At 45.1% G+C, this 18,777-nt stretch carries 19 protein-coding genes and 1 tRNA gene; 16 read left to right on the top strand and 4 right to left on the bottom strand.

Annotated elements, in window-relative coordinates; all coding sequences use genetic code 11:
* Window positions 1–29 precede the first annotated feature (29 nt).
* The 8 genes from F6K51_RS06295 to ftsH4 all read left to right on the top strand — a co-directional run bounded on the left by F6K51_RS06295 (window position 30) and on the right by ftsH4 (window position 5,836).
* Window positions 30–1,271: a VWA domain-containing protein gene (locus F6K51_RS06295; RefSeq protein ID WP_293018951.1), complete on the top strand. Its 1,242-nt coding sequence runs from the start codon at window positions 30–32 to the stop codon at window positions 1,269–1,271.
* 569 nt (window positions 1,272–1,840) lie between these two features.
* Window positions 1,841–2,047 (top strand): ssl1498 family light-harvesting-like protein, encoded by a 207-nt coding sequence (locus F6K51_RS06290; RefSeq protein ID WP_365939914.1) that lies wholly within the window; start codon window positions 1,841–1,843, stop codon window positions 2,045–2,047.
* A gap of 52 nt (window positions 2,048–2,099) precedes the next feature.
* Window positions 2,100–2,330, top strand: a complete 231-nt coding sequence (locus F6K51_RS06285) for a hypothetical protein (protein WP_198954070.1) — start codon at window positions 2,100–2,102, stop codon at window positions 2,328–2,330.
* Between the two features lie 88 nt (window positions 2,331–2,418).
* Window positions 2,419–2,625, top strand: coding sequence for a ssl1498 family light-harvesting-like protein (locus F6K51_RS06280; RefSeq protein WP_070393417.1), 207 nt, complete (start codon window positions 2,419–2,421; stop codon window positions 2,623–2,625).
* 54 nt (window positions 2,626–2,679) lie between these two features.
* Window positions 2,680–2,910, top strand: coding sequence for a hypothetical protein (locus tag F6K51_RS06275; RefSeq protein WP_198954069.1), 231 nt, complete (start codon window positions 2,680–2,682; stop codon window positions 2,908–2,910).
* 77 nt (window positions 2,911–2,987) lie between these two features.
* On the top strand, window positions 2,988–3,218 hold the full coding sequence (locus F6K51_RS06270; RefSeq protein WP_293019005.1) for a hypothetical protein: 231 nt from the start codon (window positions 2,988–2,990) through the stop codon (window positions 3,216–3,218).
* A gap of 11 nt (window positions 3,219–3,229) precedes the next feature.
* Complete coding sequence (locus F6K51_RS06265; RefSeq protein WP_293018949.1) at window positions 3,230–3,421, top strand: DUF2949 domain-containing protein; 192 nt, start codon at window positions 3,230–3,232, stop codon at window positions 3,419–3,421.
* A gap of 534 nt (window positions 3,422–3,955) precedes the next feature.
* Window positions 3,956–5,836, top strand: coding sequence for an ATP-dependent zinc metalloprotease FtsH4 (gene ftsH4 / locus F6K51_RS06260; protein WP_075906153.1), 1,881 nt, complete (start codon window positions 3,956–3,958; stop codon window positions 5,834–5,836).
* Window positions 5,837–6,201: 365 nt separating this feature from the next.
* Here the strand turns inward: ftsH4 and F6K51_RS06255 are convergent, their stop codons facing one another.
* On the bottom strand, window positions 6,202–6,375 hold the full coding sequence (locus F6K51_RS06255) for a hypothetical protein (protein ID WP_293018946.1): 174 nt from the start codon (window positions 6,373–6,375) through the stop codon (window positions 6,202–6,204).
* Between the two features lie 628 nt (window positions 6,376–7,003).
* On the opposite strand from F6K51_RS06255, the gene F6K51_RS06250 reads away from it, so the two are divergent.
* From F6K51_RS06250 to F6K51_RS06240, 3 genes are all read left to right on the top strand, one after another.
* Window positions 7,004–7,162 carry a hypothetical protein gene (locus F6K51_RS06250; protein WP_293018944.1) on the top strand — a complete coding sequence of 53 codons (159 nt, stop codon included), beginning with the start codon at window positions 7,004–7,006 and terminating at the stop codon, window positions 7,160–7,162.
* A 1,101-nt stretch (window positions 7,163–8,263) separates the two neighbouring features.
* Window positions 8,264–9,595, top strand: a complete 1,332-nt coding sequence (locus tag F6K51_RS06245) for a sedoheptulose 7-phosphate cyclase (RefSeq protein ID WP_293018942.1) — start codon at window positions 8,264–8,266, stop codon at window positions 9,593–9,595.
* A gap of 11 nt (window positions 9,596–9,606) precedes the next feature.
* The gene (locus tag F6K51_RS06240; protein WP_293018941.1) at window positions 9,607–10,440 is read left to right on the top strand and encodes a class I SAM-dependent methyltransferase; all 834 of its coding nucleotides are present in this window, start codon (window positions 9,607–9,609) and stop codon (window positions 10,438–10,440) included.
* Window positions 10,441–10,726: 286 nt separating this feature from the next.
* Here the strand turns inward: F6K51_RS06240 and F6K51_RS06235 are convergent, their stop codons facing one another.
* From F6K51_RS06235 to F6K51_RS06225, 3 genes are read right to left on the bottom strand one after another with little or no spacing between them, the layout of a single operon-like run.
* Complete coding sequence (locus F6K51_RS06235) at window positions 10,727–10,924, bottom strand: hypothetical protein (protein ID WP_293018940.1); 198 nt, start codon at window positions 10,922–10,924, stop codon at window positions 10,727–10,729.
* 31 nt (window positions 10,925–10,955) lie between these two features.
* Complete coding sequence (locus F6K51_RS06230) at window positions 10,956–12,113, bottom strand: histidinol-phosphate transaminase (protein WP_293018939.1); 1,158 nt, start codon at window positions 12,111–12,113, stop codon at window positions 10,956–10,958.
* A gap of 41 nt (window positions 12,114–12,154) precedes the next feature.
* Window positions 12,155–15,208: a CBS domain-containing protein gene (locus tag F6K51_RS06225; RefSeq protein ID WP_293018938.1), complete on the bottom strand. Its 3,054-nt coding sequence runs from the start codon at window positions 15,206–15,208 to the stop codon at window positions 12,155–12,157.
* Between the two features lie 328 nt (window positions 15,209–15,536).
* Between F6K51_RS06225 and psbZ the strand changes: the two genes are divergently transcribed.
* From psbZ to F6K51_RS06200, 5 genes are all read left to right on the top strand, one after another.
* Complete coding sequence (psbZ, locus tag F6K51_RS06220; RefSeq protein WP_070394766.1) at window positions 15,537–15,725, top strand: photosystem II reaction center protein PsbZ; 189 nt, start codon at window positions 15,537–15,539, stop codon at window positions 15,723–15,725.
* A gap of 61 nt (window positions 15,726–15,786) precedes the next feature.
* Entirely contained in the window at window positions 15,787–16,374 is a 588-nt protein-coding gene (ribH, locus tag F6K51_RS06215; RefSeq protein ID WP_293018937.1) for a 6,7-dimethyl-8-ribityllumazine synthase, read from the top strand.
* A gap of 112 nt (window positions 16,375–16,486) precedes the next feature.
* A tRNA-Gly gene (locus F6K51_RS06210) sits at window positions 16,487–16,558 on the top strand.
* A gap of 453 nt (window positions 16,559–17,011) precedes the next feature.
* The gene (iscB, locus tag F6K51_RS06205; RefSeq protein WP_293018935.1) at window positions 17,012–18,298 is read left to right on the top strand and encodes an RNA-guided endonuclease IscB; all 1,287 of its coding nucleotides are present in this window, start codon (window positions 17,012–17,014) and stop codon (window positions 18,296–18,298) included.
* Window positions 18,299–18,366: 68 nt separating this feature from the next.
* Complete coding sequence (locus F6K51_RS06200) at window positions 18,367–18,774, top strand: hypothetical protein (protein WP_293018933.1); 408 nt, start codon at window positions 18,367–18,369, stop codon at window positions 18,772–18,774.
* Window positions 18,775–18,777 lie beyond the last annotated feature (3 nt).

Below are 18,777 nucleotides of genomic sequence, written 5' to 3'. Positions count from 1 at the left end.
ATAGCGGGAGACGACCGGGAGGCGGACAGATGAAAGTTGGTTTGCACCCAGCCCTTAACGATACTAATATTGATGCTAATCAACCGAGTAGTCAGCGTCAATTATCCGTGGCGATTTCTGCGATCGCTGCTTCCTCTAGTCGAAGTGTACCCTTGAATTTGTGTCTGGTACTCGACCACAGTGGCTCCATGCATGGGCAGCCCCTGGAAACTGTCAAGCAAGCAGCAGTGGGGTTAATTGAGCGCCTGCAACCGGATGACCGCCTCTCGATTGTGGCCTTTGACCACAGAGCCAAAGTGCTAGTTCGCAATCAACCGATGGGCAACCTAGACCAAATCAAACGAAAGATTAACCGACTTGCGGCTGATGGGGGTACCGCCATTGATGAAGGTCTAAAGCTAGGGGTTAAAGAATTAATTAAAGCTAAACAAGACACGGTATCTCAGGTGTTTCTGCTCACTGATGGGGAAAACGAACATGGAAATAATGAAAGCTGCATAAAATTAGCTGAACTGGCTGCTGAAAATAACTTGACTATTAACAGTCTGGGATTCGGTTCCAACTGGAACCAAGATATTTTGGAAAAAATTTCGGATATTGCTACTGGTAGCTTGTCTTACATTGAAGAACCAGAGCAAGCCCTGAGTGAGTTTGCACGTTTGTTCAACCGCATGCAGTCTGTTGGCTTAACTAATGCTTATCTGTTGTTGGATTTAATGCCAAAAGTGAGGTTAGCAGAACTTAAACCCATTGCCCAAGTAGAACCAGATGCCATTGAACTCCCAGCACAATCAGAAGGCAATCGCTTTATGGTACGTTTGGGAGATTTGATGACTGATTCAAAACGGGTGATTCTCGCTAACTTGTATGTTGGTAAAATGCCAGAGGGTCGTCAAACCATTGCCCATGTACAAGTCAGATATGATGACCCATCCAGTGGTGGACAAGAGTTACTCTCGGAAATCGTGCCAGTTCAGGCAAATTTCCAGGAGGGTTATCAACCAGTTCCCAATCCTGAGGTACAGAAGCATATTCTAGCTTTAGCTAAATACCGTCAGACTCAAATTGCGGAAACGAAATTACAGCAGGGCGATCGCGCCGGGGCTGCCACCATGTTACAAACTGCGGCAAAAACCGCTATCCAGATGGGGGATAAAGGAGCTGCAACGGTACTGCAAACCAATGCTACGATTTTGCAAACTGGGGAAGAGCTCTCAGAAGCTGATCGTAAGAAAACCAGAATTGTATCTAAGACTCTGTTACAAGAGTGATCAATTGTAGGGGTAATCAATAAGGGTAGGGCATGATCCTTGCCCTTTCAAGGGTATGTTTTTTACAAAGACGTCAGGTGTGGGGTGTAGGGTGACCGGGTGTGGGGTGTGGGGGAGAAGAAAGCGATGCAGTCGCTCCTAAACTCCGAAACGTGAGTCTAGCTTACTTCTGACTTCTGACTTCTGACGCTAAGCGTAGCGCTATAACTCCTCATTATCTAAAGGCTGACTAGGATCGGGCTGGGGGGATGCCATCTATTCCTAAAGATATAGGCCGAAAGTAAGAACTTAAACACTAATACTTAAACCCTTAGACGTAAACACTTAGATTTAAACACTTATAAATAAGGATTATCAGCCATTATTTGGTTTTATAGGCGTAATTAGCAGTAATTACGCCTATTTACTGTTGTTAACTATTCACAACTTAGGCTTTTTACCTTTTTGTCGGGTTTTTACACCTGACTCTATACGGTATGCACTACAAAAAGTATCTGTCAAGATATTGAAACAAAAAGTTACATAGTGTTATATTTATTTACAGAAAGACGAAAGGAGAAAAAAACCAAATGACTTTCAGCACTAACACCATGACCAAGTCCACTATGTACACCACCGTTGATGAAACTGGAGTGCTCAATAACTACGCCCCTGAAACCGAGATTTACTACGCAGATTTCCCAACACCCGAACAGCAACGTAATTATATTTCCCAAGGTGCTATTGCTAGCTTCTTAGTCAGCTTGTTAATTTTGACCGCCTTCGGTATCAGCTAAACCATTCGTTACTTATTTGACCACTACCTCGTAAAACACAAAGGAGAAAATGATGACTATTGTAATTGCACTGTTAATTGTGGGTTGGACTGCTGCAGCTCTAATTGGTACTCAAGCTTACTTCCGTGGTGAGCAAACCAAACCCATCCATGAGCGCAACTGGCGTAGTGAGTCTTTCAACAAACTGGCCAAATCCGTGACTGGTCAAGAAACTGACTATAGCGATCGCACTCCCGCCTATGCCATGGATGCTTTTGCTAGCAACTCTCTGCCCAATTCCTAATAACAAAGCATTTGACACTTTAATCAAGCAATGCTTTAAGGGTTTGACCCAAACCTCGTAAAACATAGACGAAAGGAGAAAAAACCAAATGACTTTCAGCACTAACACCATTACCAAGTCCACTATGTACACCACCGTTGATGAAACCGGAGTGCTCAACAACTACGCTCCTGAAACCGAGATTTACTACGCAGATTTCCCTTCAGTAGAACAGCAGCGTAATTATATTTCCCAAGGTGCGATAGCTAGCTTGTTAGTCAGCTTGTTAATTTTGACCGCCTTCGGTATCAGCTAAACCATTGGTTACTTGTTTGACCCAAAGCTTGTAAAAAACACAAAGGAGAAAATGATGACTATTGTAATTTCACTGTTAATTGTTGGTTGGACTGCTGCGGCGCTAATTGGTACTCAAGCTTACTTCCGTGGTGAGCAAACCAAGCCCATCCATGAGCGCAACTGGCGTAGTAAGTCTTTCAACAAACTGGCCAAATCCGTTACTGGTCAAGAAACTGACTATAGCGATCGCACTCCGGCCTATGCCATGGATGCTTTTGCTAGCAACTCTCTGCCCAATTCCTAATCTTGAAGCATTTGACAGATTAAGCAATGCTTTAACGGTTTGACCCAAAGCTTGTAAAAAACACAAAGGAGAAAATGATGACTATTGTAATTGCACTGTTAATTGTTGGTTGGACTGCTGGGGCGCTAATTGGTACTCAAGCTTACTTCCGTGGTGAGCAAACCAAGCCCATCCATGAGCGCAACTGGCGTAGTGAGTCTTTCAACAAACTGGCCAAATCCTTCACTGGTCAAGACACTGACTATAGCGATCGCACTCCGGCCTATGCCATGGATGCTTTTGCTAGCAACTCTCTGCCCAATTCCTAAACCAGAGGTCGATGCAGTATTCAGTGCTCACTAAATTGATTCGCTGGTTACAGGAAGACTTAGAGATTCCTGGGGCTTCCATTGCCCTGGCACTACGCCAGGGCGAACCAAGCCCAACCTTTTTACCCATGATTCTTTGGCAATACGGACTAATTACATTAGATCAATTAGATCAAATCTTTGATTGGTTGGAAGCCGTCTAAGTCTATTTCTGAATATATAGCAATTATCTTCACGAGTGAAGTCCAAATTTCTGGTTTTTAGGGAACAGGGAGCAGGGAGCAGGGAGCAGGGAATAGGTAATAATGAAAAAAAAATCTGTACATCATAGCTATGATAAACGCTATAACTATTTCAGGTAACTATAGTAGTTTAATTTGAAATATCAAACTAGGATTGATATAAAAAGGGAACAGGTAATAGGTAAATGGAATTTCATGATCTATTTGGAAATGGTAGATAAGTCAACTCTATAAGGTAAGTCCGGGATTTGATAGTTAATACAAATTTTTTGCGCTCACACGGCTACACATCAATTTCATCTCCCCATCTCCCCATCTCCCCATCTCCCCATCTCCCCATCTCCCCATCTCCCCATCTCCCCATCTCCCCATCTCCCCAATTCACAATTTAAATGGGTGACAGCTTATAACTTTTAACCCTACCCTGGTAGGCTAAGAATGAGGGCTTTCACCCTCTATAAGAAAAAGATTTTAAACAAAGACTACGTTGCATCTATGAGTATTAAAGACAAACCTCAACCCCCTCGATCTCGCCTAATTGGCAATATTCTCTTGTTTTTAGGGGGTTTATTTCTCGTAGCTAACTTATTCTTGCCTGGGTTTTTTGGACCGAAAATCCCTCGGGTACCCTACAGCTTGTTTATTGACCAAGTCCAAGATGGAAAGGTAGCGCGGGTTTATGTTGGGCAAGACCAAATCCAATATCAGCTCAAAGCTGATACTGAACAGCAAGGACAAATTCTGATCACGACCCCAATCTATGACCTAGAGTTACCCCAACGGTTAGAAGATAAAGGAGTAGAATTTGCTGCTGCTCCTCCCCCTAAACGAAGCTGGTTTACCATCGTGCTCAGCTGGGTGATACCTCCACTAATTTTTGTTGGCATTTTGCAGTTTTTTGCAGGGCGTTTTGGTGGTGGTGGACCCCAAGGTGCTTTGTCTATTAGCAAGAGTAAAGCTAAGGTTTATGTGCAAGATGATACCACTAAAGTTACCTTTAATGATGTGGCTGGGGTAGAAGAAGCCAAGACTGAATTACAGGAAATTGTGGATTTTCTTAAAACGCCCCAACGGTTTACTAACATAGGAGCACGAATTCCAAAAGGAGTGCTATTAGTTGGACCTCCTGGAACGGGTAAAACCCTAATGGCTAAAGCAGTAGCTGGGGAAGCTGGTGTACCATTCTTTAGTATTTCTGGATCTGAGTTTGTAGAACTGTTTGTTGGTGCTGGTGCTGCCAGAGTCCGGGATTTATTTGAACAGGCCAAAAAGAAAGCTCCCTGTATTATTTTCATTGATGAGTTGGATGCTATTGGTAAATCCCGTGCTAGTGGTTCTGGTTTTGTTGGTGGGAACGATGAGCGGGAACAAACCCTCAACCAGTTGCTAACGGAAATGGATGGGTTTGCTGCTGGTGATGCTACGGTAATTGTGCTAGCAGCCACTAACCGCCCTGAAACCCTAGATCCAGCTCTGTTACGACCAGGACGATTCGATCGACAAGTGTTAGTAGACCGTCCCGATTTATCCGGTCGCTTGAAAATTCTAGAAATCTATGCTAAGAAAGTGAAGCTGGGGGAGGATGTGGATCTAAAAGCGATCGCAACTCGTACTCCTGGTTTTGCTGGTGCTGACCTTGCTAATCTGGTTAATGAAGCAGCGCTGTTAGCTGCCCGCAACCGCAAAGAAAAAGTAACCCAGGCAGACTTTGCGGAAGCGATTGAGCGAGTAGTGGCTGGTCTAGAGAAGAAAAGCCGGGTACTCAATGACAAAGAGAAAACCATCGTTGCTTACCATGAAGTCGGTCATGCTCTAGTTGGTGCTTTGATGCCTGGTGGAAGTAAAGTCGCTAAAATCTCGATTGTGCCACGGGGGATGGCAGCACTAGGCTACACCTTGCAAATGCCTACAGAAGACCGCTTCTTAATGGACGAGAAAGAACTCCAAGGTCAGATTGCTACCTTACTTGGTGGACGGGCAGCAGAAGAGATTGTGTTTAATAGCATTACCACTGGCGCTTCCAATGACCTCCAACGAGCTACGGATTTAGCGGAGCAGATGGTAACCACCTATGGCATGAGTAAAGTTCTCGGACCGTTAGCTTACCAGAAAGGTCAGCAGTCAAGCTTTCTCGGAGATGGGATGATGAATCCCCGCCGCAATGTCAGCGATGAAACTGCTAAGGCGATTGATGATGAAGTCAAAGAGATTGTCGAAACAGGTCATCAACAAGCATTAGCGATTCTGAACGAGAATCGGGAGTTGCTCGAAACCATTGCTAAAGAAATATTGGACACGGAAGTAATTGAGGGTGACAAATTGCAAGAGCTTTTGAGTAAAGTTAAGTCTGCCGAGCAGGAGCCTGCTGTCGTTTAATCGCAATTTTCAATTGCAAGGATTACAAGGGTTGGGTGCGGAGTTTCCCCGTGCCCAACCCTTTGATTAATCAAGTAATCTGAAAACTGCCTAAGCATTCAGCCGTCAGCCTAATGCCCTCCTGGGATGCATTAGCTGATAGCTGTTGGCGTAGCCTGCGCGTAGCGCATATGCTTACAATCGCTACAAAGAGATTGAGTATGAAGAGGTGGAATATGAACCACCAAAGGTTATTTTAGAAAAATTGCGATCGCTTGAGGATGAGATTCGGGCAGATCTTGATGAACTGGAGAGGATGTTGGGATAAGTTGCATCTCCCCCAGCCCTTACTCACGATTCCCTATCTCACAGCCTCGAAGCCTGTGCTACGGAATTACTCGGTGGTCAAAAAAAAGTAGAAACTTGGCACCAGGCATCAGCAGTTTCAGAACCTGCACATAGCCCTTCGCATCAGCAGGGTTCTCGAAGCGAGCGAAAACCACTGGTGGCATCGGTCGTAACAACCGAACCACCACCCATGGGTATAGGCGATGGGACATAATATTAAGTTATCTCCTGTAAAGGTGACCCAGAGCCAGCCTTCCAGCCTGACGAAAACTCTAGGCTGGCTCTTCCCGTGGATTTTCTTGTCCACCATTTCAGTATAGCACAAAAAAATTAATATCATAGCATATTTTTAAAATTTTTGTAATTTTTTTTTTTGAGGCACTATTTACTAAGTCCCAACTCCCAAAGGACGGTTAATTTATGCCTAATAGATTCCTCTTAGATCAGATTAGAGCCAATTTCCTTCAGCTGCAGGGGATGCTATCTGAAAGTCTCCCCAGGGCAAACCCATCTAAATTCTCGAAACCTTAATCAGAAGTAATAAGTAAAAATACTTATTTTATGACTCTCATATCCAGTAGGTATTTGTAACTAAAATGTGTTTACCCTGAACAAAATTTGGAAAGCGTGAACCACCCCAGCCCCTGTTACCACAGTCAATACAGCTTGAACAGGCAATAAGTTAATGATTTTCGGAGATAAGAGGATATAAGGATAGGTAAATGGCTAAATAAAACTAAATTTGATTAAAAATAATCGAATAAGCACCTTTGACACCATACTAATTAGTCTGCTTTAATCTACTGACGTGGGTAAAGAAATGTTAAGTAGCAAAAATTAGTGTTCAACAAATTTGCCAAAAACCCCGACTATGACCTTTTCTTGATGCAGTTGCTCATCAAGAAAACCCGTAATACCAAGCCGGTAGTCGCTCATGGGGGGGATCCCCAACACCGCGCTACCTCCCTGCATCGCTTGTCGAAAATTATCCCCATCTGACCACCCGACCATCTCCCTACCTATTTTTTCCAAGGTTGAAACTGCCCTACTAGCACAACAGCTGTACCGGTCGCAATCAGGAATTGAGGAGGGTGATGATCACGGGTATGGCTACTGTGAGTGGGGTTAGCCCGAGCAGCAGGTTAGTAGTAATAAATACTTATCTTAATAGGATAGCCGTCTAATGTCAACCACAAGGAATGACACCCTTCACCCTAGAAGAGACTCGTCCTGACTGCCTGTGTTGCCATCATTCGCAGTGCAGTGCTCCGGTTTTATTAAACCTTGACCGTCCATTAAGTCTGTTCTTAGAAATACAGTTTTGTGACATACTCCCACACGCTCATCAAAGATTACAGTGTGGGCTTCTTACCAACTCCACCCAACGGTTCGGATACTCGGTAAGCTTTATTAACGACACGGGATGCCCCTCCGCGCCGGAACAATACAATAAGTTCTGTTTTTTAGTGGCTGACAAACCAGCATTTAAGGCCTTTGGCCACGCTGCGCGAACGGCTTTGTTTATCAGAATATATTATAGCAATTTTATTAATACCCTGTGCAAAATTCATCCCACACCTATGCTATGCATAGGTGTGGGATGAATTTTGCCGGACAGCCAAAAAAATTTGTTGCTACCCCTAGGAAAATTTGTAAATTTTTGTTACAATACTTAAGTAGCGATGCTAAGGTTAAGGTTGTCACTCCTTACAAAGCAAATCTAAAGAAAATATAAAATTAGCGTTGCTCAAGCAGTGCAGCGAGGTAGCGCCTTCATGCGGGGGTTCCCCCACCATGAGTGACTACCGGTACAGCCAAAGGGGTTTTTCCCCCCTCGCGCTTTGCATAAAGACATTCAAGAATGAATTTAGATGGTCTGGTTTTGGTAAATCCCCCGTTGCTTCCCTAATTTTCGGTGAAGTTGAGGCTTTTGTGCCCTGCCCCGGTGCCCTTGCAGTGGTCGAATTAAATTCGCCGCGAGTCGCACCGGCAAATTGGGGGGCTAGGGGGACGGAAATATACCTAGAAATCTGCCTTGCCATGTAAATTCTTCCATAGCAGTCGGTACATCCAAACAAGCAATCTCCAAACAACACAATTATGGTTCAAGCTAAACCTAATGCAACATCACCAAAGCTCTCTCCTTCAGAGTCAGAGCAAATTATTCAATTCCACCACCCAGAAAAGTACCGTACCTCAGAGTGGTACACCGGTCATGGAGAAATCGCTGCTAGTGGAGACGGTCGCTCTTTTGAAATCTCTGCTACCTATGCGCTAAAGGCAACAGTTAAATTAGTAGACGGAGTTTTCAACCCTGCTAATCCCACTTTGGCGGAGGTTTACAGTCGTCGCGGTCGTTGTGTGGCAATTGTGGATCAGACCGTAGATGAGCTTTACGGAGCCTCAATTCGCCGCTACTTCGAGGAGTATGAAATTCCTCTAAACTTGCAGCCCTGCCGCGCTTGGGAATCTGACAAAACTCCCGAAACCGTCCACCGCTTGCTGAAATTTTTAGGTAAAGATGGCTGCGACGTGTCCCGCAACGAACCCGTACTAGTAGTAGGGGGCGGTGTGCTGAGTGACGTAGCTGGACTTGCCTGCGCCCTGCAGCACCGACGCACTCCTTATATTATGGTCGGAACCACGGTTGTGGCTGCTATTGATGCTGGTCCGTCGCCCCGCACTTGCACCAATGGTGCCCAATTCAAGAACAGCATTGGCTCCTATCATCCTCCAGTAATGACTTTGGTAGACCGCAGTTTCTTCCGTACTTTGGCGACAGGTCACGTCCGCAACGGTATGGCAGAAATTATTAAAATGGCAGTCACCGATGATCCGGTTCTGTTTGAGTTAATGGAACAATACGGTCCGCGCTTAGTAGAAACTCACTTTGCGACCATAAATGGCGATGAGAAACTCGCAGCGATCGCTGATACCATCATCTATCGGGCATTGTTTTCCTACATGAAGCATGAAGGAACAAATATGTTCGAGACTTACCAAGACCGTCCCCACGCTTATGGTCACACCTGGAGTCCTCGCTTTGAACCTGCTGCCAAATTGATGCATGGTCATTCTGTCACTATTGGCATGGCGTTCGGCGCGACTTTAGCTGCAGAAATGGGCTGGGTCAAACCAGAAGAACGCGATCGCATTATCGCTTTGTGTCGCTCTCTGGGTCTGTCTGTTTACCACCCCATCCTAGAAGATATTGACCTGATGCTTGAAGGTCAGAAAAATATGCGGCGCAAGCGGGGAGAAGGGGGTTTGTGGGCTCCATTGCCAACAGGGATTGGTTCCTGTGATTACGCTCAAGAAGTATCGTCAGGATTGCTACAACTAGCCATTGACAAGCATAAGGAATTATGTTCTTCTTTTCCTGATGATGGAAAAGGCACAGAAATGTACCTCAGCGACCTCGGCCTTGAATAAAAGGAGTAAAAATGACTAACCTATTACAAAGTCCCCCAACTCCAAGGCCCGTAACTCCCTTAGGAATTTTAGTGCAACAGCTGGAAGGAATCGTGGAGATGGCCGAACAGGAGAAAGTGCCCGCTTCTCTGATGGCGTCTCTCCAACAAGCACTAGCCCTAGCCGCTGGCATCGATCCTTACCTTGAAGAATGTGCGACTCCAGAGTCTCCTGCCCTAGCGGCCTTAGCCCAGAAAACGGCAAGAGAAGATTGGAGCAAGCTTTTCTCAGATGAAGAAACCGTGCGCCAGTTGGAGCAAGAGATGCTCTCTGGGCATATTGAAGGACAAACCCTCAAGTTGTTTGTCTACATGACTAAGGCAAAGCGCATCCTAGAAGTCGGGATGTTTACTGGATATTCCGCTCTAGCCATGGCAGAAGCCTTGCCTGAAGATGGGGACTTGGTTGCCTGTGAAGTCGATCAATATGTCGCCGACTTTGCCCGTGCTTGCTTTGAAGCATCTCCTCACGGCAGCAAAATTAAAGTGGAAGTCGCTCCAGCTTTGGAAACCCTAGAAAAGTTGGCAGATGCCCAGGAATCCTTCGATTTGGTATTTATTGATGCTGATAAGAAGGAGTATGTCGATTATTTCAAGGTCTTGCTAGACAGGGATGTATTGACTCCTGGTGGCTTTATCTGTGTGGATAATACCCTGCTTCAGGGACAACCTTATTTACCCCCAGAGCAACAGACTGCCAATGGAAGTGCGATCGCTAAATTTAACCGGTTTGTAGCGGATGACCCCCGAGTAGAACAAGTGTTACTACCGTTGCGAGATGGTTTAACTATCATCCGACGCACCTAGATAAATTACGATCAGACAATAAACAAAAGGCAATGAACAGCTCCATTGCCTTGTTCTTCCCCTAGTAAATAATGATTGCTTTACTAAAAAATATCGGCACCTTAACCTTACTGTTAATTGCCTTACCTCTAAATGCCACTCTCGTCTTTATTTCCCTAGTAATCAATTGGATAACTTCCCCATTTCGCAGAGGACGAATAGGGTGCATCCCGATTTTGCAGTGAGCATAAATACTCAAGTTCGGTTTTGAGCAATCAGAGCTAAGCTTTGAGAAGTTGACCTATAATCAGGTGAGTTCTGCGAATGGATGCTGACAAACATGCCCAAAGATAGGGAGATAGGGAGATAGGGAGATAGGGAGATAGGGAGATAGGGAGATAGGGAGATAGGGAGATAGGGAGATAGGGAGATAGGGAGATAGGGAGATAGGGAGATAGGGAGATAGGGAGATAGGCGGAAGAGAAAGTTGTACGTTTGACCGCAACTTGGTATGAGTAAATTAGGGTATAAGTAAATTAGGAGAAGACCGCTTGTAGTCGTTGCAATGTACGAGTATTCTCCTCAGGAGAGCCCACGGTGATCCGCAATCCTCCTCCAGTATGACGTAATAGGGTGCCTTGATCTTTCATAGCCTGAGTTACCTGAGTCAGGTCTTTGCTAGTAGACTCGTTACCGGATTGTGCTAGACGCAGGTAGATGAAGTTGGCAGCACTTGGCCAAACCTGTAAGGCTGGATGTTCTGATAGGGCTTTTAGTAACTTATCTCGCTCGGCGATAATCTCGGGAATTGATGCTAGCAGAGTTTGTCTGTGATTGAGAGCGAGTATAGCAGCAGCTTGGGAAAAGCTGGGTAAGTTGTAGGGTAAGCGAATTTTTTCCAGAGCAGCAATTAGTTCTGGGTGAGCGATGCTATAACCAACACGGTGAGTGGCTAAACGAAATGCTTTGGAAAATGTCCTCAATACTATCCAGTTGGGATGGTCGGCTAATTCTGAGACTACTGAGGCTTGGCTGAATTCAAAGTAGGCTTCATCAATAACCACTAAAATGTTCTCTGGTAGACCACGCAACCACTCTAATTCCTGGGGAGTCAAGGGGTTGGCGGTGGGAGAGTTAGGATGAACCACAAATACTACTCGTATTGGTGGTCGTTGGGTCGAGGTTTCTGTTACGGTCTGTTCAATGGCTGCTTGGGCATCGTCGATCTTGATTTCAAAGTTTTCTTCCCGACGCCCTACACTCACTGCTGGTATTCCTAAGGTCTGTGCGAGTATAGAATACATCGAGAAGGTGGGATTAGCGATTAGGATCGAGCCTTCTCCTCCTAAGCAGGTGGCAATTAAGATAGAACGAATTAGTTCATCGGAACCGTTGCCTACGGAAATCTGGTTTGCTGTTACTACCTTTTCTAGGGCAGCCGATTCGTTAACGTATTCTGCGATCGCATTTTTGAGTTCCTCATGTCCGCCATCGGGATATCGATTAGCTTGAATCAGCTGTTGATAGCTCCAAGCTAATTTTTCCTTTAACTCTCCTGGTAAGTCAAAGGGACATTCATTAGTATCCAGGCGATCTAGGGGAACAGTTGATTCTGGTGTTTTCCCTTCCTCGCCCCCAGGATGAGGTGTGTAGGCCGTTAATTCGGCTAGATCTGACCGGATGAATTCTAGCATTATCTGTTCTATGTTGTCGGTTTGCTTTGTTACCTTTTACCTTATTCTTTCTCAAGAGGTGGATAGTGTATTGCCAGAAATGCTTTAGCCTCAGCCTGATCCTGAATCACCCTGTCTAGGGTGGCGTCTAAGAGTGCATCCAGAATTTCCCGATACTGTGCTCCTGGCTTATAGCCTAACGTTCTGAGATCATTGCCATCCAGTGGTGGTTTAACATGCCTCCAAGTGGTGAGATACTGCCAAATTTTACGTCGGATCGCTCTAGGACTATACACCCCAATCAATACTAAGGTAGGTAATTTATACTCGCGCAACATGTGGACGATTTGACTGTTGAGCTGGCATGTTGTTAGAGATTCTAGGATATCAGCTTGCCATCCCTCAAGTTTTTCAAGACGCTCAACACTGTCTACGGGCAACTGTAAATTCTTGGCTACCTTAACCCGTTCGTCTGGTGCTAGATCAGCAATTAATACTTCCAAACGCATCTGCCAGTGCCTTAAGGTTTGCTTTGGGTCAAATCTCTGTAGCCAGCGCCCAACCAAACGCACTCGCCACCATAATGGTTTATCTAGGGTCAGGGTAGGATGAAGACACTGCAACGCTCCCAATGAGGACAATAACTGCAATGCTGGTTGCCAGTAGGGGGCTTGCAACATATAGTTAAGTTCTGCTTTGAGTCGGGTTTGGAGTGCTGGTACTTTGGTGTTTTCGGCTAGGGTGCGCTGATATACCCCACTCTCAATGGCATAGTGGATATATTCCTTGGTTTGGGGTTCAATGTCAAATCCCAATCGCACCGCAAACCTTACGGCTCGATAGATTCGGGTTGGGTCTTCAATAAAGCTATTGGCGTGTAGGACTCGAATTTTTTGCGATCGCAAATCTAACATACCCCCAAAAAAGTCCAACAGGGGCAATTGAGATTGGGGATTAACCTTTGTCAGCCTTGCCGCCATGGCGTTGATGGTAAAGTCTCGGCGGTAAAGGTCTTGACGAATGGAACTAGCTTCGACTTGAGGATTGGCGGCGGGATAAGGATAAAACTCGGTACGAGCAGTGGCAATATCTACACAAAGGGAGCCAAATGTCGGGTCATTATGCCATAGCAAGGCAGCGGTTTGAAAAGACCCGTGTACTTCCAAGCGCACCTTACGGTAAATTTTACGGAGTTCCTTGGCAAGGGTGACTCCTGCGATCGCATCCGCTGAGCGGTTAAAGCCATCGACAACCAAGTCTATATCATTTAGGAGTAGTTGCTTTTTCCCATCCGCTAGTAACAAGTCTCTGACAGCTCCCCCAACTAGGTACAGATGCCAACCCCGCTCCTGAGCTTTCTCGGCAGCTATGGTCAGAAGTTCCCATAGGGGCGAAGCCAACAGAGGTTTTAAGTTAGCCGGTTTCAGGTTAGCCGGTTTCAGGTTTGACCCATCAACCTTCAACTGCTTAACCTTCAACTCTTCCTGAAACAGTTGCCGCAATACATCAGTGCGGGTCACAATCCCCATTAGTTGCCCATCCTCTAGAACGGGTAAACGCCCAATATCGTAAGTCACCATCAAGGACTGAATGTCTGCCATCGAGGTTTCCGGAGTAATGGTCTTAACATCCTTCGTCATGTAGCCCTTGACTGGGGCATGGCCAAAACCGTGGTGCAAGGCTAAATCCAGGTCTCTTCGAGAGATAATTCCCACCAGCTGGTCTAGTTTATCTACTACTGAAAGCCCCGAATGACCATAGCGCAACAAAATTCTCTGGGCTTCCTTAATCTTGGTATTGGGGCGAATGGTGCGCACGGGGGAGGACATTAAATCCCGAGCGGTCAGAGGTTGGGGAATTTGGTCTTTTAGTTGGTTGACCAGCTGCTCTAGGATTGTCTGGGCATCACAGTCTCGTAAGGTAACCGCAGCGGCTTGGGAATGTCCACCCCCTCCTAGGGGTTGCAACAACTGGTTCAAATCCGTCCCCTCAATTCGCGTCCGCCCAATTATAGTCAGCTTTGTAACTGAGGTTGACAGTTGTTCACCCTTGGCCTTCGAGTAGGGTAGGTTAGTGTCGGTTGAAGGTTGAAGGTTATTTGGTTGAAGGTTATTTGGTTGAAGGTTATTTGCTTGAAGGTTATTTGGTTGAAGGTTATTTGGTTGAAGGTTATTTGGTTGAAAGTTAGTCTGGGATTGAGTTTCAAGGTTATTTTGGCTTGGAGGTTGTATTTTGAAATTTTGCTTGTTATAATAATTTCCAGAACCTTCAACCGTTAAACCGCCAACCGGCAACGGTGAATAACCTTCAACCTGAAACCTTACAACTGGTAAATCTGCCGGTTGTAAGGTTTCCCCTTTGGACTTTCGTTTATACTCAGCCCCCAAAAGCAGGGCATCGCTTTCAGTTACTTCTAGTAAGCGTGATGCCAAACTGGATAAGCCAGGCACATGCCCAGGAGTCTTTAGGAATACCCAAGAAATGGTGTAACCCAAGTGGGTTTGTCGCTGCAAAAGGTCTAGAGATTGCCTAAATAATTTTTCCAATTGAGGAGATAGCCCTGGCTCAACATACTGAGCTATCTGCCGCAGATTAGCTCCCTGCTCCATTAACCAGGTCAAAGCAGCCCCATCTCTTGGTGTTGTCTGGTCAAAGGTCAAGGAACCTGTATCCACATGGATTCCCAATGCCATCACCGTGGCTTCAGCAGTAGTTAACTGGATTTGGGATTGCTGTAATTGCTCCACAATTAAGGTGGTGGTTGCTCCGACAGGTTCAATCTGTGTATAGGTAGCCTGGATATCAGTTTGGGGTACGGGATGATGGTCGTAAATTTCAATAGCCTTTAACTGTGGTAAGTCTAACCACTCAGCTGCTTTCCCTAAGCGATCGCGTTTTTGAGTATCTACAATAATTACGGAATTAATCTGAGCCAATTGTACAGAGCGGTGCTCGATCAGGGCATACTCATCCCGATGCAGTGCCAAAAAATCTCTTACAGCCGGATGAGTCCCCCCAGTTAGTACAGCTTTGGCTCCTGGCTTGAGGCGAGTCAGTCCTACAGCTGCTCCTAGGGCATCAAAGTCAGCAGTGGTATGACACAAAATCAGATCCATAGTGATTAGTCTACCAATTCTGGAAATTAAGGCTAAACATCAATTTCATCTGGCCATCTCCCCATCTCTCCCTTTTGACTTTATTGATGCTATTAATCTATCAATAGTTTACACTTTTTTAACCCTTTATTCCCTATCCCCACACTCCTCGCATTCCCCACACTCCTCGCACTCATCACCTGGATCGGAAAGTTCAAACCGCATTGATTGCAACAAATTTTGGCAGAAAAGGTAAAACCATCTGGTAGAATCTATAGTGCTTAGCTAGGCATTAGCCTGTTTTAAACAAGTTTTAGGAAAGTTTAGCGTCAAGGTATCAGCACAGAAAATGACTATTATATTCCAACTATTACTCACTGCTCTAGTCCTATTGTCATTTGTCTTGGTAGTCGGTGTACCAGTAGCTTATGCCACACCTCAGAACTGGGAGCAATCAAAACGCTTGCTTTGGCTTGGTTCAGGGGTCTGGGTGCTTCTAGTGCTTCTAGTCGGTGCCCTCAACTTTTTGGTGGTTTAGGTTATAATTGCCCTCAGCTAGACCTAAATTATTACTGTAATCAGCCTTTAGAACGATAGTCATGGCAGTTTTCGAGGGAAATTTTACGTCATCTACCTCCCTGAGGTTTGCGATTATCATTGGTCGCTTTAATGACCTAGTGACAGGTAAACTCTTAGAGGGGTGTAAAGATTGCTTAAAACGCCATGGCATTGATCCCAATCCCCAAGGTACTCAAGTTGACTATATTTGGGTACCGGGTAGCTTTGAAATTTCATTGATGGCTCGCCAAGCTGCTCTTAGCGGTCGTTATGATGCAGTGATTTGCTTGGGATCAGTGATTCGGGGTCAAACTCCCCATTTTGATTACGTCGCTGCTGAAGTAGCTAAGGGCATTGCTGCTGCCGGTTTTAAAACCGGGGTACCTGTTATTTTTGGTATTCTAACCGTAGATACCATGCAGCAAGCTCTAGAAAGGGCGGGAATCAAGAGCAATAAAGGTTGGGATTATGCCATGAATGCCATAGAAATGGCTAACCTGATCCGGAGTTTTCGGGGTCAAGAGTCAATATTAGGCTATGAAGAGTCTGAACAGGGAACTTTGGGCCAACAAACTCTACCATTCTCGACAAATTGGACAATTGCTTCAGAATCTGACCCTGATTCCTAACATATGAGTTAATCTTGGAACATTTTCCTAATTTTCTTGAATCTGAAAACTCAGTAGAAGGGGTTGACAAATTTTGGCGGATCTGACATACTAGAAGGAGATAAGTTGAGGTGCGGGTATAGCTCAGTGGTAGAGCGTCACCTTGCCAAGGTGAATGTCGCGCGTTCGAATCGCGTTACCCGCTTGCGAATAGTAAATAAACCTGTCAGACCTAGAGTAAGGGAACCTGAGGGAGGCTGTGTTAAGCTTAAGCATCCCACTTGATGCCAACCGTGGCAATGAATAAGCTTATATAATAGATGGGGACATGCTTGGCTTTGTAGTGTCCCTATATTTAATTAAATCAAGCAGCACTACCAACCAATTAAAGGTTTTTTGATAAACCTAACCACCTAGTTTAAGCCTAGGCAATTCCCGGTAATTTCTGGGATTGCCGACTAGGTTGCAGACTAAGGATTTGTTTCCTACGTTGTTTTGGTCAAGATACCCAAGGATGAACTCCAGTCCCTGGCTCTATCGTTAACCATTAAGGTGAAGGCAAATGTGTGGTTAACCTAACAAGCTATTACAACCTTGTCGTTCGCGCAAGCGTGTGCGAAGCACTTGGAAAACATTACCGAATTGAGATGCACTAAAAATGCAGAATTATGTATTTGTCATTGACACAAACAAACAACCATTAAACCCCATTCCACCAAAGAAGGCACGAAGGTTATTAGACAAAGGCAAAGCGGCGGTTTTTAGGATGTACCCTTTTACTATTATTTTGAAAACTGCGATTCTGCAAAGCCGACGCTGCGCGAACGAGAATCCTGTTGTTACCAACTGTCAACTAAAAATTGATCCTGGTAGCCAGGTCACTGGGTTTGCTCTAGTCCAAAACAATCAGGTTATTTGGGGAATGGAATTAGAGCACAGGGGAGGACTAATCAAGAAAAAACTAGAATCTAGAAGAGCTGTAAGACACCGAAGACGTAATCGCAATACCCGTTACAGAAAGCCAAGATTCCTTAACCGCAAACGTTCAGAGGGCTGGCTTCCACCTAGTTTAGAGCATAGGATTTTGACTATTGAGACTTGGGTAAAACGATTAATCAAATTTTGTCCGGTTAACGAGATTTGGATCGAAAGAGTTAAATTTGATGCTCAAAAGATGCAGAATCCTGAAATCAGCGGCGTTGAGTACCAGCAAGGTGAGCGACGCGGATATGAGGTGAGAGAGTACTTACTAGAAAAATGGGGAAGGGAATGCACTTACTGCGGTAAACAATCCGTACCATTGCAAATCGAACACATTCACCCAAAGTCTAAGGGAGGAAGTAATCGGGTGAGCAATCTTTGTCTAGCCTGCGAGAAATGTAATCAACGGAAAGGTAATAAACCAATAGAAGAGTTTTTGAACAAGAAACCAAGCTTACTTCAGAAAATCAAGACCAAAGCCAAACAACCATTGAAAGATGCAGCGGCAGTCAATGCAACTCGCCAAAAATTAGTAAAAGTGCTTCGAGCAATCAAGTCTGTGGTTACTGGAACCGGAGCACAAACCAAGTACAACCGGACTAAGTTAGGTTTTCCTAAAGAGCATTGGATTGACGCTGCCTGTGTTGGGGATATTGAGCCTTTATGGTTAAGGACAAATCAACCACTATTAGTTACCTGCAAAGGGCAGGGAGGTAGACAGAAGGCAGCGCTCAATAAGTATGGCTATCCCATTAGGCACAACCCATTAAAGCCGATTAAGGGCTGGTGCAGTGGAGATATAGCCAAGAATGTGTTAACCGGTGAGTTTGGAAGAGTCAACCCTAGGAGTAAAAGCAATTCTTTCAATTACACAGTTCCAGGGAAAAAGGCCGTGAGCTTACACGTTAAAAATTTGACTAAAGTCCATAAAAAAGATGGATACGTTTACAACTTTTGCAAATAAATACCAGGAATTACCTGGGAATAATCGTCCTATCCCATCCAGATGTCTTTTGGTTTTTAATAACGCTTGTGCAATCTCAAAAAGGTCAAAAGATTGACTTAAACTCTGAGTATCCCTGCCCTTGTCGGCGTCGGGGTCATTTAGTGCCAATTACACTGACAGAAGCCCTTGGCTGCCATCGCTGTCAGCAAATTTTTGTGGTAGACGAAAGTGGTTATGTGATTGAGCAACTATCCACCCACTACCCCTATAAAAAAGCTTGGCGTTGGACAGGACATCGTTGGAATACAATCCATGGTAGTCTTGGGGAAAGCTACTTACCTGTAGCGTTGGGTATTGTATTAGTTCTGCTGATTGTCTGGTTGCCTTTGGCACTTCACTCCCAAAAAGGGCCAGGTATCATAGTCTGGGCATTACTGGCAGTACTGCTAGCAGTACTTCCGGCTATGATGGTTTGGCTAGCTTACCGGCGTTAATAA

The organism is Moorena sp. SIO3I8 (assembly GCF_010692325.1).
Classification (GTDB): Bacteria; Cyanobacteriota; Cyanobacteriia; order Cyanobacteriales; family Coleofasciculaceae; genus Moorena.
The sequence above is the reverse complement of the archived record's forward strand: the minus strand, read 5'-3'. Positions and strand labels throughout refer to the sequence as shown.